This is a genomic window from Orenia metallireducens (assembly GCF_003001995.1).
Lineage (GTDB): Bacteria > Bacillota > Halanaerobiia > Halobacteroidales > Halobacteroidaceae > Orenia > Orenia metallireducens_B.
Genome location: NZ_PVNB01000002.1, coordinates 55,370 through 72,432, shown reverse-complemented (window position 1 = coordinate 72,432; position 17,063 = coordinate 55,370). Strand labels below are relative to the sequence as shown.

The 17,063-nt window shown below is 31.0% G+C and carries 14 protein-coding genes; 4 read left to right on the top strand and 10 right to left on the bottom strand.

The annotated features are described in order from the left end of the window. Positions 1-45 precede the first annotated feature (45 nt). Entirely contained in the window at positions 46-1,563 is a 1,518-nt protein-coding gene (gene malQ / locus BX659_RS01855; RefSeq protein ID WP_097016125.1) for a 4-alpha-glucanotransferase, read from the bottom strand. Between the two features lie 850 nt (positions 1,564-2,413). Between malQ and BX659_RS01850 the strand changes: the two genes are divergently transcribed. Together BX659_RS01850 and BX659_RS01845 are read left to right on the top strand one after the other, a co-directional pair. Beyond that, positions 2,414-3,589, top strand: coding sequence for an MBL fold metallo-hydrolase (locus BX659_RS01850; protein ID WP_097016124.1), 1,176 nt, complete (start codon positions 2,414-2,416; stop codon positions 3,587-3,589). 10 nt (positions 3,590-3,599) lie between these two features. Continuing rightward, positions 3,600-3,791: a DUF3006 domain-containing protein gene (locus tag BX659_RS01845; RefSeq protein ID WP_097016123.1), complete on the top strand. Its 192-nt coding sequence runs from the start codon at positions 3,600-3,602 to the stop codon at positions 3,789-3,791. 99 nt (positions 3,792-3,890) lie between these two features. Here the strand turns inward: BX659_RS01845 and BX659_RS01840 are convergent, their stop codons facing one another. After that, the gene (locus BX659_RS01840; RefSeq protein WP_097016122.1) at positions 3,891-4,544 is read right to left on the bottom strand and encodes a hypothetical protein; all 654 of its coding nucleotides are present in this window, start codon (positions 4,542-4,544) and stop codon (positions 3,891-3,893) included. Positions 4,545-5,400: 856 nt separating this feature from the next. Between BX659_RS01840 and BX659_RS19630 the strand changes: the two genes are divergently transcribed. Next, positions 5,401-5,688: a lamin tail domain-containing protein gene (locus tag BX659_RS19630; protein WP_097016280.1), complete on the top strand. Its 288-nt coding sequence runs from the start codon at positions 5,401-5,403 to the stop codon at positions 5,686-5,688. A 10-nt stretch (positions 5,689-5,698) separates the two neighbouring features. Then, on the top strand, positions 5,699-5,890 hold the full coding sequence (locus tag BX659_RS01830) for a DUF3006 domain-containing protein (protein WP_097016121.1): 192 nt from the start codon (positions 5,699-5,701) through the stop codon (positions 5,888-5,890). 35 nt (positions 5,891-5,925) lie between these two features. On the opposite strand, the gene BX659_RS01825 is transcribed toward BX659_RS01830, so the two are convergent. From BX659_RS01825 to BX659_RS01790, 8 genes are all read right to left on the bottom strand, one after another. Beyond that, positions 5,926-6,987: a hypothetical protein gene (locus tag BX659_RS01825; RefSeq protein WP_097016120.1), complete on the bottom strand. Its 1,062-nt coding sequence runs from the start codon at positions 6,985-6,987 to the stop codon at positions 5,926-5,928. Positions 6,988-7,357: 370 nt separating this feature from the next. Next, positions 7,358-8,107 (bottom strand): outer membrane lipoprotein-sorting protein, encoded by a 750-nt coding sequence (locus BX659_RS01820; RefSeq protein WP_097016119.1) that lies wholly within the window; start codon positions 8,105-8,107, stop codon positions 7,358-7,360. A 71-nt stretch (positions 8,108-8,178) separates the two neighbouring features. Continuing rightward, entirely contained in the window at positions 8,179-9,441 is a 1,263-nt protein-coding gene (locus BX659_RS01815; RefSeq protein WP_097016118.1) for an ABC transporter permease, read from the bottom strand. Positions 9,442-9,454: 13 nt separating this feature from the next. Continuing rightward, positions 9,455-10,702, bottom strand: a complete 1,248-nt coding sequence (locus tag BX659_RS01810) for an ABC transporter permease (protein ID WP_097016117.1) — start codon at positions 10,700-10,702, stop codon at positions 9,455-9,457. Positions 10,703-10,833: 131 nt separating this feature from the next. Then, the gene (locus BX659_RS01805) at positions 10,834-11,523 is read right to left on the bottom strand and encodes an ABC transporter ATP-binding protein (protein WP_097016116.1); all 690 of its coding nucleotides are present in this window, start codon (positions 11,521-11,523) and stop codon (positions 10,834-10,836) included. Between the two features lie 82 nt (positions 11,524-11,605). Further along, positions 11,606-12,226 (bottom strand): TetR/AcrR family transcriptional regulator, encoded by a 621-nt coding sequence (locus tag BX659_RS01800; protein ID WP_097016115.1) that lies wholly within the window; start codon positions 12,224-12,226, stop codon positions 11,606-11,608. Positions 12,227-12,534: 308 nt separating this feature from the next. Continuing rightward, entirely contained in the window at positions 12,535-13,635 is a 1,101-nt protein-coding gene (locus tag BX659_RS01795) for a hypothetical protein (protein ID WP_097016114.1), read from the bottom strand. Between the two features lie 155 nt (positions 13,636-13,790). Next, entirely contained in the window at positions 13,791-17,045 is a 3,255-nt protein-coding gene (locus BX659_RS01790) for a hypothetical protein (RefSeq protein WP_097016113.1), read from the bottom strand. Between the last annotated feature and the right edge of the window lie 18 nt (positions 17,046-17,063).

Here is a 17,063-nt window from a genome sequence, read left to right as displayed (position 1 = left end):
TAACATATAAAAAGAGGATGGATTCCATCCTCTTTTTATACTAACTTATTTATTTACAACATCAGCAAATTGATTATTAATACGATATTTTTCTGTTAAATCTGTCAACTTATTTATTATATCATCATTTAACATCTCTTTTTTATATCTCCACTGCCAATTGCCTGAAGGAGCACCAGGAGTATTCATTCTTGATCCACTATCTAAAGATAATATATCTTGTAAAGGTGCAATAGCCATTACAGCTACTGAAGACCAGGCTGCTTCTAATAACCCCCAACAGATATCACTTGCTTCTATCTCTAGATACTCTTCTACATACTCCTTAACTTCAGTAGATATATTTAAAAACCATCCTAGAGTAGTATCATTATCATGAGTACCTGTATAAACAACACAGTTTTCATCATAATTATGTGGCAAATACTTATTCTTCTCCCCTGTATCAAAAGCAAACTGTAAAATCTTCATACCTGGAAATTCAAACTCATCCCTTAGCTCTTCTACTTCATCGGTAATCAAACCTAAATCTTCAGCAATAATCGGTAACTTACCTAACTTTTCACGGACAACATTGAAAAAGTCTGCTCCAGGACCCTTTTCCCAACTACCGTTAATTGCTGTCTCTTCTCCAGCTGGCACTGCCCAATAAGCCTCAAAGCCTCTAAAATGATCAAGACGAACAATATCAGCTTGTTTTAAAATAACCTTAAATCTATCTATCCACCAATCATAATCTCTTTCTTTTAACTTATCCCAATCATAAAGAGGATTTCCCCATAATTGACCAGTTTTGCTGAAGTAATCAGGAGGTACTCCAGCAATTTTAGTGGGATTTCTTCTTTCATCAAAATAGAATATTTCTGGGTTAGACCAAGCATCAGCACTATCAAAGGCTACAAAGATAGGAATATCACCAATAACCTTGATCCCCTTATCATTAGCGTAGTCTTTTAGCTTAGTCCATTGTTCAAAGAATAAATATTGCATAAACTTATGGAAATCTATATCATTTTTTAGATCATCTTTATACTTATTAATAGCAGCTTCTTCTCTAAACTTAATAGGATCTTCCCATTGAGTCCAAGACCTCCAATTAAAATGATCCTTTAACGCCATAAATAAAGTATAATCCTCTAGCCATTCTTCATTTTCTACACAGAAAGCCTTAAATTTACCTTTTTCAATATCAGAAGCTGCTGAATTGAATCTCTCAAAAGCCTTTCTATATAATGGAAACTTAAAATTGATCACTCTACCATAATCCACATAATCTTGGCTAAACTCTTCTTCTAAGATTAAATCTTCCTTTGATAATAATCCTTCTTCTTCCAGATAATCTAGGTCAATCAATAATGGATTACCAGCAAAAGCTGAGAAACATTGATAAGGAGAGTCTCCATATCCTGTTGGCCCTAAAGGACATATTTGCCATAATTTCTGTTTAGTTTTACTGAGAAAATCGATAAATTCATAGGCCTCTTTTCCTAAAGAACCTATCCCGTATTTTCCTGGCAAAGATGTTGGGTGCAAAAGTATTCCACTACTTCTTTTAAATTTCATTAAAATCCCCCCACTATTCTTCAAATTATAAATATAAAAATTTACTTCATAAAATATTTAGTAAATTTGACAACAAGAATTTAAAATTTCTGTTTAAATTAGTATCTTGTATAAATTTATGGAAGATACTGACCTTGAATCAATATTAATTATAAATGTTATTTAAATCAATAACAAGGATATTATTTAAAAACAAATAAATTTTACCTATTAATTTAAGATATTAGTACTCAAATCACCTACAATTAAGTTATGCAACTCTATGTTAATAAATTACCATCACACCATTTTTTTCAAGGGATCGTTTGCACGCTTTCTAGTACGCCTAATAATTACCTTCGTTATTTATATTTAGACAAAAATATTAAATATCCTGCGATAAATTTAATTATATTTAAAAAGAACTACTTATTTTAATCAATCTTTCACTATAGTAATCCAACTTTTAGAATAAAATTTCAGTTTAGGATTGGGGGATGTCTATAAAAAATTAAACTTTGTCAATAATTAGCTTGTTTATCAACTGAATTTAATTCTTTACCCCTTATATTTTGTTTAATTAGTTAAAGGTTTTGGTATTTATATTAACTAATATTATTAATATGTATAATAACATTTTTATCATTAGTTATTTGTAATTTACATTATTTATTATAAGTGATAAAATGAGATAATATTCTTACTATATAAAAATATTTAATTTAAATTTTTAACCTTTTTCAACAAATCTATCTAAAACTTCAAAAACTGATAGAATAAAGTATCGTAATATCCCATGATTCGATACTATCTATATCAAAATCTAACTAAAATAGATTAACTAATTAACTTAACAAGGAGGCAGATACAGATGAGAACCAAGTATTTAACAATTATTCTAATTATCTTAATCACTCTTATATTTAGCTTAAATACAATGGCTCTAGCAGCAGAATCATTAAGGATAGATTTCATCGATGTAGGACAAGCAGATTCGATCTTGATTCAGCTACCTAATAAGGAGAAGATGCTTATAGATGGAGGAAACAATGAAGATGGCGATTTAATAGTAAAGTACTTAACAAAGCTCAAGATTAATAAACTAGATTATCTAGTAGCCACCCATCCCCATGAAGACCATATTGGTGGGTTAGATAATATAATTAATAATTTTAAAGTAAATAAAGTTTATATGCCTAAAATCAGTCATACTTCTCAGACCTTTAGAGATTTATTAATTGCTATCAAAGAAAAAGGACTAAAGATTTCTATTGCTAAAGCAGGAGTATCTTTAATTGATAAAGGAGATGTACAGGTAAGAATCATTGGACCAGTCAAAGAGGATTATAAAGAGTTAAATAACTATTCTGCCATAGTTAAAATTAATTTTAATGATACCTCCTTTCTCTTTACAGGTGATGCTGAAGCCGAAGTTGAAGAAGAGTTAGTAACAAGTAAGATTGATTTAGCTGCTGATCTATTAAAGATAGGGCACCATGGAAGTAGCTCTTCTACTACCTTAGCCTTCTTAGAGAAGGTTAACCCTCAATATGGAGTTATAAGTGTTGGCAAAGACAATAAATATGGTCACCCCACTAAATTTACTCTAGAAAAGCTAAATAGAACAGGTGTAGAGGTATACAGAACAGACCAGTTAGGAACAATTATTGCTATTAGTGATGGACAAAAGATTACCTTTAATCACAAAGCACCCTTTATATCCACTACAAAAATCTCAAATAATAAACTCCCACTTACAATAAGTAACCTAAACCTAAAGGATGAGATTGTACTTATCACTAATAATGGTAGTGAAGATATCAACATCTCCAACTGGAAGTTACTTAGTTTAAGAGGAAAACAAGAATTTATCTTTCCTCAAGGAACTATTATCAAAGCAGGAGAATCTTTAAAAGTAGTAAGTGGTAGAAATGCTAGTAAAGGTAAAGGACAGATTATATGGACTAAAAGCTATATTTGGAATAACAACGGAGATGCTGCTCAGCTTTATGATTTAAAAGGGAACTTGATAGCAGAGTATTATTAGGAGGTGCTTAATGCTAATAATTGACCGTTTTGAAGGTGATTATGCTGTAATTGAAATGGGAACTAAAACTTTTAACTTACCACAAGAAGCTCTACCCAAAACTGCTAAAGAGGGCGATGTAATTGAAATTATAATTGATAAAGAAGCTAAAGAGGATTTAAAGAAGGAGATTGATGAGCTGGTAGATGAATTGTTTGAATAAAGATAGGGAGCAATTAATTGCTCCCTATCTTTATATTTCTAAATTTTATTTAAAAATTAAAATTTAATCCAGATATTAAGTTGTACTTATACTAAATCATTACTTAATATCTCCTAAATTAATATCAAAAACATGTTTTCCAAATTGACTCTCTACTACTAATTTAATTTTTTTATCTAACTCTCCATATTTTCTATCATCAGATAAAGACATCATAAATTGATAGTCCTTAAATATAAATTGTCCTGATAGCCATGCAAGATTACTATTAGACCCTACATCTTTTCGGAAAATTTGAGTAGGACTTTTTGCATTCACATACTCATCACCATCATACACTTCTATCTTTACATTGAAAAGTTCTGGCTTAAGTTCTTCTGCTTTAAAATCTTCAGTTTGTAAATTAACACTAATTGAAAACTCATCACTATTTATATATTTTTCTTTTGTTGCCTGAGATAAATTGAATCCTTGTTTACTAGCTTGCTGAGACTCTAGAATCAAATATAAATAATTTGTATTAAAACCTACATATCCATCGATTGAGTTATTATTAGTTGTAATTGTCTTACTAAAAAAATGACCTGTTTTACCTATTAGGTTCCAATAACTATCATTTTGATATTTTTCGCCTAAATTCATTGCTTCTGGAATTACCTCTTCTAGTTGTTCTTCAAATAAAATCGCATAACTATCAATAGAAATACTAAAAACAAAACATAATACAATAGTCAATATAATTAGCTTTTTCACTTTAAACACTCCTTCGTTAATTTTATTTTGAAAACTAATTTGTTATCTTATTTCAATATAGTAGTGATTTCTTAAAATAATAATTTCAATATTCTAGCTTTAAAATTAATGCATAATTTATTTATAAATTATGCAAACCTCAATTTTCCCTAAATGTATTTATTTTCGATAATAACATCAATTTCTTCTATATTTAATTTCTTTACTATTTTTCTTTTCTGAAAAATTATATTACTTTAAATACTATATAAATCATATTTTAGCTAAATATATTAAATGAACACTTAAATGCTCTGCTAATAACTAAAAACATTAGGGTATTCATTACAATTCTTATTAAAATGTTATAAGTTCCTTATTTACCATTATAATATAAAAAAAGATAATTTTCAAACAAATACTATAATAACTTTATTTTATACAAAAAAGCCAATATAATTATAGATACTATAAACAAGTAAAAATTTCGCAAATAATTACATAATAATTAATTTTATCCACTTTTATCTTTTCATCAACACAAAGAGGATATAATGAAAAAGTAACACAAATCGTTGAAGAAAGCTTTACTTCAATTTATACAACTTCCAAGGTATAGAAACTTATATTAATCTTTTAGAATTAGTCTATACTTTTACTAAAATTCTACCCTTTTGGCAAAAGAATTTAGCGAATTAAAATCTTCAAGTGTACAAGAAATAAAATCACGGTTAGCCCTTTATATTAGGGAAGAATTAATTTTAGACAGTTTCGTATCTAAGCTCGAAAGTACAAAAATATATTCGATTTTAAAGAGTAGTTTATACTACTTTATTAATAAAAGAAATATTGCTTAATTAAAGTTGTAAAGTAGTGAATAAGTAATTTAGACCTAAAAAATGAAATTGTACTTATCACCAATAGTGGAAGTAAAGATATCAATATATCCAAATGGAAGTTACTTAGTTTAAGGGGAAAGCAGGAATTTATCTTTCCTCAAGGAACTATTGTTAAAGCAGGGGAATCTTTAAAAGTAGTAAGTGGAAGAAATGCTAGCAAAGGTAAAGGACAGATTATATGGACTAAAAGCTATATTTGGAATAACAACGGAGATGCTGCTCAGCTTTATGATTTAAAAGGGAACTTGATAGCAGAGTATTATTAGGAGGTGCTTAATGCTAATAATTGACCGTTTTGAAGGTGATTATGCTGTAATTGAAATGGGAACTAAAACTTTTAACTTACCACAAGAAGCTCTACTCAAAACTGCTAAAGAGGGCGATGTACTTGAAATTATAATTGATAAAGAAGCTAAAAAGGATTTAAAGAAGGAGATTGATGAGCTGGTAGATGAATTGTTTGAATAGAGATAGAGAGCAACTGCAGTTGCTCTCTATTTTATTTAAAAGGAATACTCAAAACTAACCCCTAGCTGCCCCTTATATAAATCAGATTTATCTATATTCCATACTTTATTCTTGCTTGTTAAAGTAGACAGAGTTACTTTAAAGTCTAAATTACTATTTAATTGACTGTGATACTCTCCACCTAGTAAAGTACTAACATCATCTAGAGGACTGGTTACTACAAAGGCCTTAATACTAGAAAAATCATCAATATCATATTTAGACATAATAGCTAATAAATCCCTCGGTACTTGTAAATTTGCTATACTTGCTCCATCCAAACTCAACATTTCCCCTAATACCGATTCCAAAAAATCAGCTTGATCATGTAAGTACTCTGCTTGCACCGTAATTTTATTCACATCATTAAGAAAGAAACTATAATCGATACCGATTAAATAAGTTGGAGCTTTTTGCTCAAAATAATACCCTACTGCCCCATAAGCACCAACTGAAGCAATATCCCCTTTAGCACTAATACCTACTCTACTCATATCTTTATCAGTAGCATCATTGACATAGTTTAAACTCAAATCATATCCCTTATAATAAGTTCTTCCTCTAACTCCAACTTTAGTTTTACCTGTATTAGGGATACCCACAACACTTGTGAAACTAGTATTCCAATTAAAAGGGTAATATAACTCTGCTGCATCAACATTCTTAGCACTTGTATCTTCATCCATCGCCTCTGCTCCCAAGCTAAAGTCAACAGGGTTTAATAGGGAACCAAAGCTCCAAGAAATTGGTTGACGCCCTAGAGATAAATCAAAATTACTAAAATGATTCTCTAAATATAATTTTTTTAATCGAGTTTTAACTCCTCCATCACTTTGATTAGATAGATCAATCTCAAAATTTGCTTCGGTATCACCTTTGACAGGTAAAAACAATTCTAAATTGAGCTTTTCCTCCTGAAAAGTCTTTAGATCTCCATCATCACTAAAGACTGTATTGATATTAGCCTCTACCTTGCCCCCTACACTTACCTCTGCTAGAGCAGGTACAGAGTAGATTAATAAGAAAGATAATAGCATCAAGTTTAACTTTAATTTCACTATCACACCTCCCAGCTTCAACCAATAATCTTGGAAATTATCAATTGCAGTTTTGTAACTCTAGAATGGGACAATATAATGATAATACGACACTTCGTGTCAGAGATAGAGAATAAAGTATAGAGTATAGTTAAAGTCTTTTGTGAAATATAATTATTTATTCTCTTCCTTCAAGTCTTACAGACTTTTCGTGATTAATCCGCCACAGTGTCCTGAAGGGATGATAATCCTTGAGGAAGTACTCTTGGGTTTGAAGTTGACTATTATCTATACTCTACTAACTATAAACTGAATTAAAAAAGTATCGCATTATACCCATTAAGTTTAACTTTAAAATAATTCGCTCCTAAACTCACAATTACTTATTCCTTTATCTTCGTAAATTCCGTAAACTAAAGCTATTATCCGGAATATCAGCATCAAATTCAATCGAATTAACTCTATACTCAGTCTCAGTTCCCCGTTTTAGCTTATTATCTATAACTTGATGAGTTGCAAACCAGCGTCCATCAATTTTATCTACTTTTTTAGTCTCCATTATCTTTAATAATCTCCCACTTTGGGCATAGAGCTCTTCCTTTAAAGGGACATAACGCTCTTTATCAACCCAATCAACCCGTCGATAATAGGAGGCATCTTTTCCCTCCTTCTTGATTCCTTCTATTAGATAACAGGAACGCCCTTGATACTCTTTTTCACCTAAAATTTTAAAATCATATAGATCAGTTAATTTAGCGGATTCCATCATATCCTTATAAGAGAAGTCACTGCCCATCATCCCTTGCTCTAACATATGTCCAGAAATCTTAACTATATCCTCTGCATCAGGAAAGAACATCCACAGGTCATCTCCACGCTTTAAGAACTTACTTCCTCTATCTCGGGGATTGGTAAATTCCGTCATTCCAAGTTTAGAACCTTTAATCAAACTGCTCATCTTCTTAACCAGCTTTCTATTTCCTTTAGTAATAATCATCTCAGATTCAACCTTTGCTGACTTTAAATGATGATATTCATCTACCTGATTCATGATTTCTTCTGCTGTCATGGCAAAAGCTAAATTAGAGAGAAGAACCAAGCTGGTTAAAAGAGTTACTAATAAAATCTTAAATCTACTCATATATCACAGCCTCCTTTTTAATTAAAGTTTAAAGATAAAAGAAGAATAACCTTTAGGTAATCTTTACATTCTTAATTACTTCTTAGTGCTTCAGTTGGATCTAGCTTAGCTGCTTTACGTGCTGGGATAATAGCAGTTATTGCTGTAACTACCACACCTAGGATAAAAGCATAAAGAAGATTACTAAGATCAACTTCAGGTCTGATAATTGGATTCATCAATATATTCCCACTGACCCCTTTCATTGCCTTACTATAATCTATAATACCTGTAATCGCAGTAAGCTTAGTAATTAGTGCTCCAACAATTACTCCTAAAAAGCTACCTACCATACCCATTATAATCCCTTCTATGATGAACATAGAAAGTATCTCCTTACTTTTCACACCTAAAGCAGTCATCATTCCTACCTCTTTAGTACGTTCCTTAACAATCATTATCATAGTATTAATTACTACAAAGGCCCCTAGTATAACTAAAAAAATATAGATTCCATTATAAATTTTTTCTCCAACCTTTAACATACCAATCATACTATATCCTTTATCCCAGGGTATAATAGAATATCTTTGATCAGCAGATTTATCTTTAAATAGTTGCTCTACCTTTGCTAAAACACCTTCCAAATCTCTATAATTATCTGTTTCTAATAATAAATCTGTTGCCATATCAGGCATCTCCAATATTTTCTGTGCCTGATCTAAAGGAAGATAAAATAACTCTTCATCTAATAATTTTAACCCACTTTTTATCTTACCTACTATCTTAAAGGTTGACCCTTTAAAAGAAGCAAAGGAGGTTTGATACAAGATAGTGGTCTTATCTCCTACCTTTAAGCCGATTTTCTTTAATAAATCTGCTCCCATAACAACTTCGCGTTGCCCTCTTCTTACCATCCTACCTTCTACTAATTTATCTTTGATATTAGTGAATTCTAGCTCCTTACTTGCTTCAACACCCCAGCCCATCATTCTTATCATCTCATCCTCTGTACTGATTGCTGCTCCAAATTTGATACGAGGGATTACCCTCTTTATTCCCTTAATCCTCTTTAACTCACCCTCCATCGCTTTAATTCCACCACCATTGAATCCATCCACTGGATAATTTAAAGAGAGTAAGCGTTCCTTTTTCTGATATTCTTGGTCGATAATCTTGATATCTCCTGCTTGATATTGGATATGCAAGGAATACATATTATCTATAAAAGCCCCTACCAACCCCTTAACAAAGACAACCAAGGCTACTGACAGAGCAATTGCCAAAATTGAGATGAAACTTCTTAATTTATTACGAAATAAATTTTTAGTTGCTAAATCAATCAAATAACTCATTTATTTCACCCCCTTAATTATGAATACCATACATTGCTTCTATTGGGTCTTTACGCGCTACCCAACGAGCTGGCAGAATACTGGATAATAATGAAATAATTACCCCAAATGCAATTACAAAGATAAAGGCACTTAAATTCCAATAACCATATAAACGCCCCATAACTGGTAGTCCCCAATCTCCTACACCACCTAGCAAAGCTGTCAAATTAATTCCATAAAGATTAAAGTATAAAATAACTAGACTTCCTAGTAAGGAACCAAGGATTGCACCAATTAAACCTATTCCCATAGCTTCGACCATAAAGATAAAGATAATCTCGTTTTCCTTTAAACCTAAAGCCTTCATCATTCCTATCTCTTTAGTTCTTTCCAAAGAGGATAAAATGATAGTGTTCACAATTCCTACAGCAGCCATTAATAAGATTAAGGACATAATAGTTAATTTTTCTGCTGTTTCTGCTTTGCTCATTGCAATTACTTCTCCAGCAGAAGCACGCCAAGAATGAGCAGCTAACTTATTATCTAGAGACGCTAAGCTCTGATTCAAATCTTCACTTACCTGCTGGGCTACTCCATCCTCCTTTAATCTAATTGTCATTCCAGTTATCTTACCTTCTAAATTTAAGGATTGTTGAGCAAGGCTTAAAGGTAGATAGACTAAATTCTCATTGATTTTAGGATTATTGGTCTGTAATAATCCTGTTATCTTAAGGTCAATAGTATTAAAGGTATTGGTCTTGGTCTTAAAGATTAAGGTTAGATAGTCGCCTACCTTAAGGTCCATTAAATTAGCTAACTTCTTTCCTAAAATCGTTTCTTGCTTCCCTTGATTAAACATAGAACCCTCGATTATATAATCTTTAGTGGTAAATACCTGACTGTAAGTCATACTATCTATCCCACAAGCAAGCACTGGTAATTGATCAATCCCATTATTTAAATTGGCAGAAAATTTTAATTGGGGTGTAGCTGCTTTAAAATAGGGAATCTCTTTAATTACAGAGCTTAGATTTTCTGACTGAGCTATTAAATTTTTTAAGGGTAGCTTTTCACGTTGCTCCCAATATTCTTTATCAACTACTTGAATATGGCCAGTTTCTAAATTTATAATGTTAGCAAAGGATAATTCATTTAATCCAGTTTGAATTGAATCATAAATTAAAAACATAGCCATCCCCAAAGCAATGATAGAAGCAGTAATCAATACCCTCCGCTTATGCCTAGTTAAATTTTTCAAAGCCAACTTAGCTAAAAACATTCTTCCACCTCCGTAAATTCAGTTTACAGTGTACAGTTGATAGTTAAGTTCAAAAATAATTAGCTATTAACTCCTAACTTAGAATTCATTATTTATCGCTCTTTATTCTTTTGCCTTTTAGCTAACAACTATCAACTGTTCTTTCTATCTTCAATAATTTTCCCATCCTTTAAAGTCAATAATCTTTTAGCATATTCCATCACCTGTGGGTCATGGGTAGAGAAGATAAAGGTAGTAGTTAGTTTTTGATTCATCTCTAGCATTACTTCTAATACATCCTCACTGGTTTTAGAATCCAGATTAGCTGTTGGCTCATCAGCTAATACTAACTTAGGCTCTTTTACTAAAGCCCTAGCAATAGAAACCCTTTGCTTCTGCCCTCCTGATAATTCATTGGGCTTACGATTAATATAGTCTCCTAAACCAACTGATTTTAGAATATTTACCACTCTTTCTTTAATCTCTTTCTTCTCCACATCACCTAATAATCTTAGAGCCAATTCAACATTTTCATAAACTGTTAATACAGGAATCAAGTTATAGTCTTGAAAGATAAAACCAAGATTATGCCTTCTTAACATCGCTAATTCTTCTTTAGGTAATTTTTCAATCTCATCTCCATCAAAGATAATCTGCCCTATAGTTGGTCTATGCAAACAACCTATCATATTTAATAGGGTTGTCTTTCCTGAACCTGAGGGTCCTCCAATAGAGGTAAACTCTCCTGCTTCAATCTCTAAATCTATTCCTCGTAAAGCCTCTACTTCAACCCTCCCCTGCTGATAAATCTTTTTTACACCTTGTAGCTTTAATAAGGACATAATTTACTCCTCCTTCTTATTGAGATTGAGTTTAAGGCTAAGTCAAAATTTAAATCTTCTTTACTTAGACTTAAACTCAATCTTAGTTCTTAATTCCATTCTCAATTATTTCTAATATTTCATCAATCTTATCAAAAAATTTTTCAATATCTCCTTCTTCTTTGTAATTATTTGATACTTTATCAAGCATTCCCATAATCAGACCAGTTAGCAGATGCGCAGTTAAATCTAAATCAATTTTATTGTCTATCTCACCTCTTTGCACACCTTCAAACAATAGTTCCTTAAAGAAGCTATCACTCTGTTCAATTATACCCTGTAATATCTTCCCCTTAAAATCATTGTCATCCATCTTCAAAAAATTAACCCAGACATCGACTAATTTTAAATTTTCTTTATAATAATCAATCAACTTTATACAGATTATCTTCAATGTATCAAAAAAATTCAATGCTTTAAAATTATTCATAATCTCTTCTGAATAAGCAAACTCCTTTTCCATTAATAAATCTATTATATATTTGAATATATCTGATTTGTCAGCAAAATATTGATAAAAACTACCTTTGGCTATATCTGCCTTCTTTACTATACGATTAATACTTGACTTATGATAAGGATATTTGGCAAATTCATCAATAGCAGCTTTAATCACCCTCTCTCTTTTATCTTCTCCTAGATTAAAAAATGTATCTGTGGGCATCTTTACTCCTCCTTTATCCCAAATAGACTACTATATGACTTAATAGTCACATAGTAGATAAAATTTTTTAAACAGATAATATGACTCCATAGTCACATTATATTCCAAAAAAGCTCTTTTGTCAAACTTTTGCAATAGCAAAATGTATCCTATAGAGTATATAAGACATTAAAGATTTTTTATTTGTTCTATTATAATATTGAGCCACAGGTTTAAACCTGTGGCTTATCAGAAATAGTTAAATTATTAAACTTCTTTTTCATGTTCTATATAGACAAATAAAAAATCTAATCTATAGGTTACATTTACTATAATTTCTTTTCTTTATTCCAAAATTCTATTTTAAAACTTAAGTCAACCAAAACTCCCGAGGATGAAAACAAATCTATATTCTTAGTCTTTAAGTTTAAATTTAATCCTTTATATGCTAAAGCCAAGGATAAAAATTCACCATAAAATCCAGTTTTAATCATAATAGGCTTAACTAATAATTTATAATTAAAATAAGGATAAACTTCTTCACGATAAAAAATCCCTAATTGACTACGATGACTAGTTAAGAACAAATCATATTCAGGAGTTAATTCAGTAATATAATCTTCACACCCCCATCTTCGTTCATCTTTATCATAAGGAAAATTAATATTACTTACCCTCACATTATTCTCTTTAATAATAATTTCATTTAAAGACTGACTTTCAGTATACACATTATTCCACTTTATTTTACTATAGATATTCTCTGCTACTAAATTCAACTCTAAATTATCTTTTATCTCCCACTTAAAACTACCACCTAAACTATATCCAGAACTATCAAACTTATCAGCTAAACTCATTTCTTGATTCAGATTAGTATTTATAAACCTCTTAGTTCCAGACGCATAGTAATCCTTTTGATCCTGCTTAGCATTAATCTCTCCCGTATAATCTCTCCAAATTAATTCTAATCCTTCTAATATTTTACTATTGATTGTCAAACTAGTTTTATCACTAGATAAAATTTTTCCACCAATAATGACTCCTCCTAAAAGCTGACTTATACTCTTTAACTCTATATTATATTGTTCCTGACTATAACCATCATTTTCTTGCTGGTCTTCAATAAAGAAGCTAAGAGTTTCATCATTAGATGTAAGATTTTGTTCATTTTCTTTAATATAACCTATAAAAAACTTACCTCCAAATAATTCTACAAGAAACTCCTCTTCCTTATCATACTCTACATGAAAATCTTTACTTATATCTGTTGATAACTCTGAATATTCTTCCTCTAGCAAAGACATTAAAGAAAACTGATTATTATTAAAAAATATCTCATTTTTATAATTAATACTTATATTTTTGGCTTCTAAATTTATAGTCCCACTTAAAACAAATATACATATTAATCCAATCATTTTTTTCATTTAATCACCTTTATTATATAGTGTGAGTGACTAGTGTGAGTGTGAGAAGACCTTAATACAAAGCCACTCACACTGACACTATATAAACAGAAATTTTTTTCAGTTTATATATAGAAAGGTAGCCGAATATTCGACTACCCTCTTATTTTAAATGTTTACTGTGTTTGTAAATCTGATTGCTCTGGTACTAATGAAATAATTTCTCCATCACTAAAGTTAACCTGCGGTAATCCATCAGATGAAATTATCTCTCCATACAGTGTACCTTTATTGCTTCTTATTTCTCCTAGCTTAAGCTCATCAGCATAATCCTTAAAGTTAAGATTCAATCCTTGCTCGCTATATGCTTCTAAATGGAAAGGCTCTTCTGCTCCATACTTAGCTACTCCAGCAATATATTTACTTCCAAAGCTATACTTGAAGTCAGAAGTCAAATGTTGATAACCATCACGCATAATTTTAACAATTAAATGAACATCTTCATATCCTGTATTTACTAAATCACCAGTTAAAGTAACAGTTCCTGGCAAGTAATTAAATTTATTCTCAAAGTCCCAAGCAGTTAAATCGATATTGAAATCATTATAATCTAGATCTAAGGTTAAAGAACCATCAAATCTAAATCCTTCTTCAACTGAGATATCCTCATAACTTCCAGCAAAATTCACTATATCAGGTAATGATATGATTTGATATTCTCCATCTTCAAATCTAACCTCTTTCTTAACAAAATCAGCTTTAGTTGAACCAGTTAATTTAAATACTGCTGTGCTTAACACACCTTCAAAGTTCATATTATCTACTAAAACCCCTACCCCTTTTCTATCATGCACCTCCTGATAAGATGGTACATTAATAAAGTTAATATTGGCATTTCCATTATAGCTAAAGGCTTCAGAAGCAAATTGACCTTGATAGCTTACAAACTGATTAGGAGTTTGATCATCTTGCTTTAAATCTAAAGTAAGACTAGCATCTAAATTAATTGTTCCAATAGGTGGAATTTCAGTTGGAACTTCCTCTTCATAAAGCTCAGCAAATATATTATTCTCATCACTTAAAGTCTGACTATCAGTCATAGTACCTAAGACCTTGATGCTTCCCTTAGTTGGTATCGTTGTGTAATATTCATATCCCTCTTTAGATTCAATAATTATAATCTCAGGTTCATCATATTCTCCATACTCTGGAACATAACCTGTATTATCTCTAACCACAGTATATGATTCATTATTATTAACAAAGCTGATATTCCATTCCCACTTATCTAATTCTTCAGGATTAATAATTGGAGTACTCGCTACTACAATATTAGCTTTTATTTCTTCAATTTGTGCTTTTAAGTCCATAACATAGTCTGCAAAATTTGCATATTGGCTATGCTCTGCAAAATAATATGCTTCATAATCTCCAGCATACTGGTCATACTTAACAGTATCATTATAGAAATCTTGTTCATACTGCCAATAATCTTCTATATAATCCCCTGGATAAGCATCTTCACTTATATCTTGATAATATTTAATTTCTTGATATTTAGCATACTTAGCTAAATCAATCACATAATCTCCTGGACCAGATTGAGCTATCTCTTTCCAAAGCTCTTTGATTTGATATGAACTTCCATAACCTGTTTCAGGGTCCTCATAATAAACACTTGCCCAATAGTAATCATTTACCCACTCATCAATACCAACTATAGTTTCAGTCTCTTCAGCATCAACAGTAAAGTCAAAGGACCAATCAAAATTTTCATCAATGGCTGATGTATGCTTGTAGGTAAAGTCTGCTTTTGTAAAATCAAATTTTTCAATCTCGTAATGGTCATATTTCTCTAACTCTACTACCTCTCTACTTTCAACATCCTCTAGATTATTCATTGTAATTGTAACCTGCTCATCACTATTAACAAAATTAATCACCCAATTCCATTCTGCTAATTCTTGTGGATTAGTTACTGGTGCTTTGTTAGCTATAAAGCCTGTTTGAGTTTCAACATATTCAACAAAGCTATTATATTGAGTATAATTAGAAATATAATAATCTTTATAAGCTTCATATTCTCCTTCTACCCAATTATTCTGATCATAAAATGTATTAGCATAGAATTCATCCCAATAATCATTGAAATCGTTAAAATAATTTTCTAGTTCCCCCCAGTATATATCCTCAAAAGCTTCTAATTGAGTTAAATCAACAGTATATGTCCCAGGACCATATCCTCTTCTTTGATCCACTAAAATACCATGAGCTTTAAGTACATCCTTAACTCTCTCTAATCTATACCCCATAGCAACTAAATAAGGGATTACATCTGCTTTTAGATTAGTTTCTATCTTCTCAGCTTGAGCTTGTCCTGCTTGTTGTAGATTAACTCCATGCTGTCTAAGATTAGTTACAAAGGCTTTAGCATCATCTAATGTTGCTTCTGGCTTAGTCACTGATATTTCAACAGCACTAGACATCTTACTTGCTAATCCATTAGCATTATAAGCTTCTACCCAGTAATAATAAGTCCCATCACCCAATATTGTATCAACATATTCAGTAGTTTCTGTATCAGCAATTCTTTTAGCAGTTGTTACTTCTGACTCAGTGCTTCTATAAATGAAGTAATAAGCCGCATCTTCGACTAAATCCCAAACTAACTTAACATCACCATTACTATCTAAACTAGCTGTTAATCCAGTTACTTGAGCTGGTCCATTCTCTACATCAATAGAAATTCCAGATTCTGTTTGGCTTACATTAAATCCAAAGATATTAACACGGTCTGGCAAGATATAGATTCCTTCTTTTTTAACACTGTCCTCACCAACTTGTACAACTATATCCCATTTTCTTGCTGGAATACCTTTAAAGTTAGCGATCGCTGTACCTTCGCTTAAATCAATAAATTGTTCATAAACATCACGACGAGGATAACTGATAATAACTTTACTTTGATTTGAAGGCACCCATTCTCCAGTAATGCTTATATTTACCTTGACATCTCCATCTTGTAACTTAAGAGTAATAGTTTTACTAGTTACACCTTCACTAGAAACCTTTAATGTTTCACTTCCTTTATATGCTACATAATCATTACCATCAATGGTTTCAATAGCTTCAGCAACAACTTGATAATCTCCTGCTCTTAATTTAAAATTAGCTGTTTCATTAATTGAAGCTAATTCTTGTGAAGCTAATTCATTGCCATCTTTAATTATGGTGATTCTATAACTAGATAAATTAATCTCTTCACCAATATTCTGAATACCAACTCCAGAACTAAGGTTAATCTTAACTAACCCTTCTTTGGCTACTTCTGGAGTATCACCTTCACTACTACATCCTGTCATCAAAACTGAGGTAATTACTACTAACAAAAGTAATAACTGAACTCCTGATTTTTTTAATGCTTTAATCATTATTTCACCCCTTTTTTA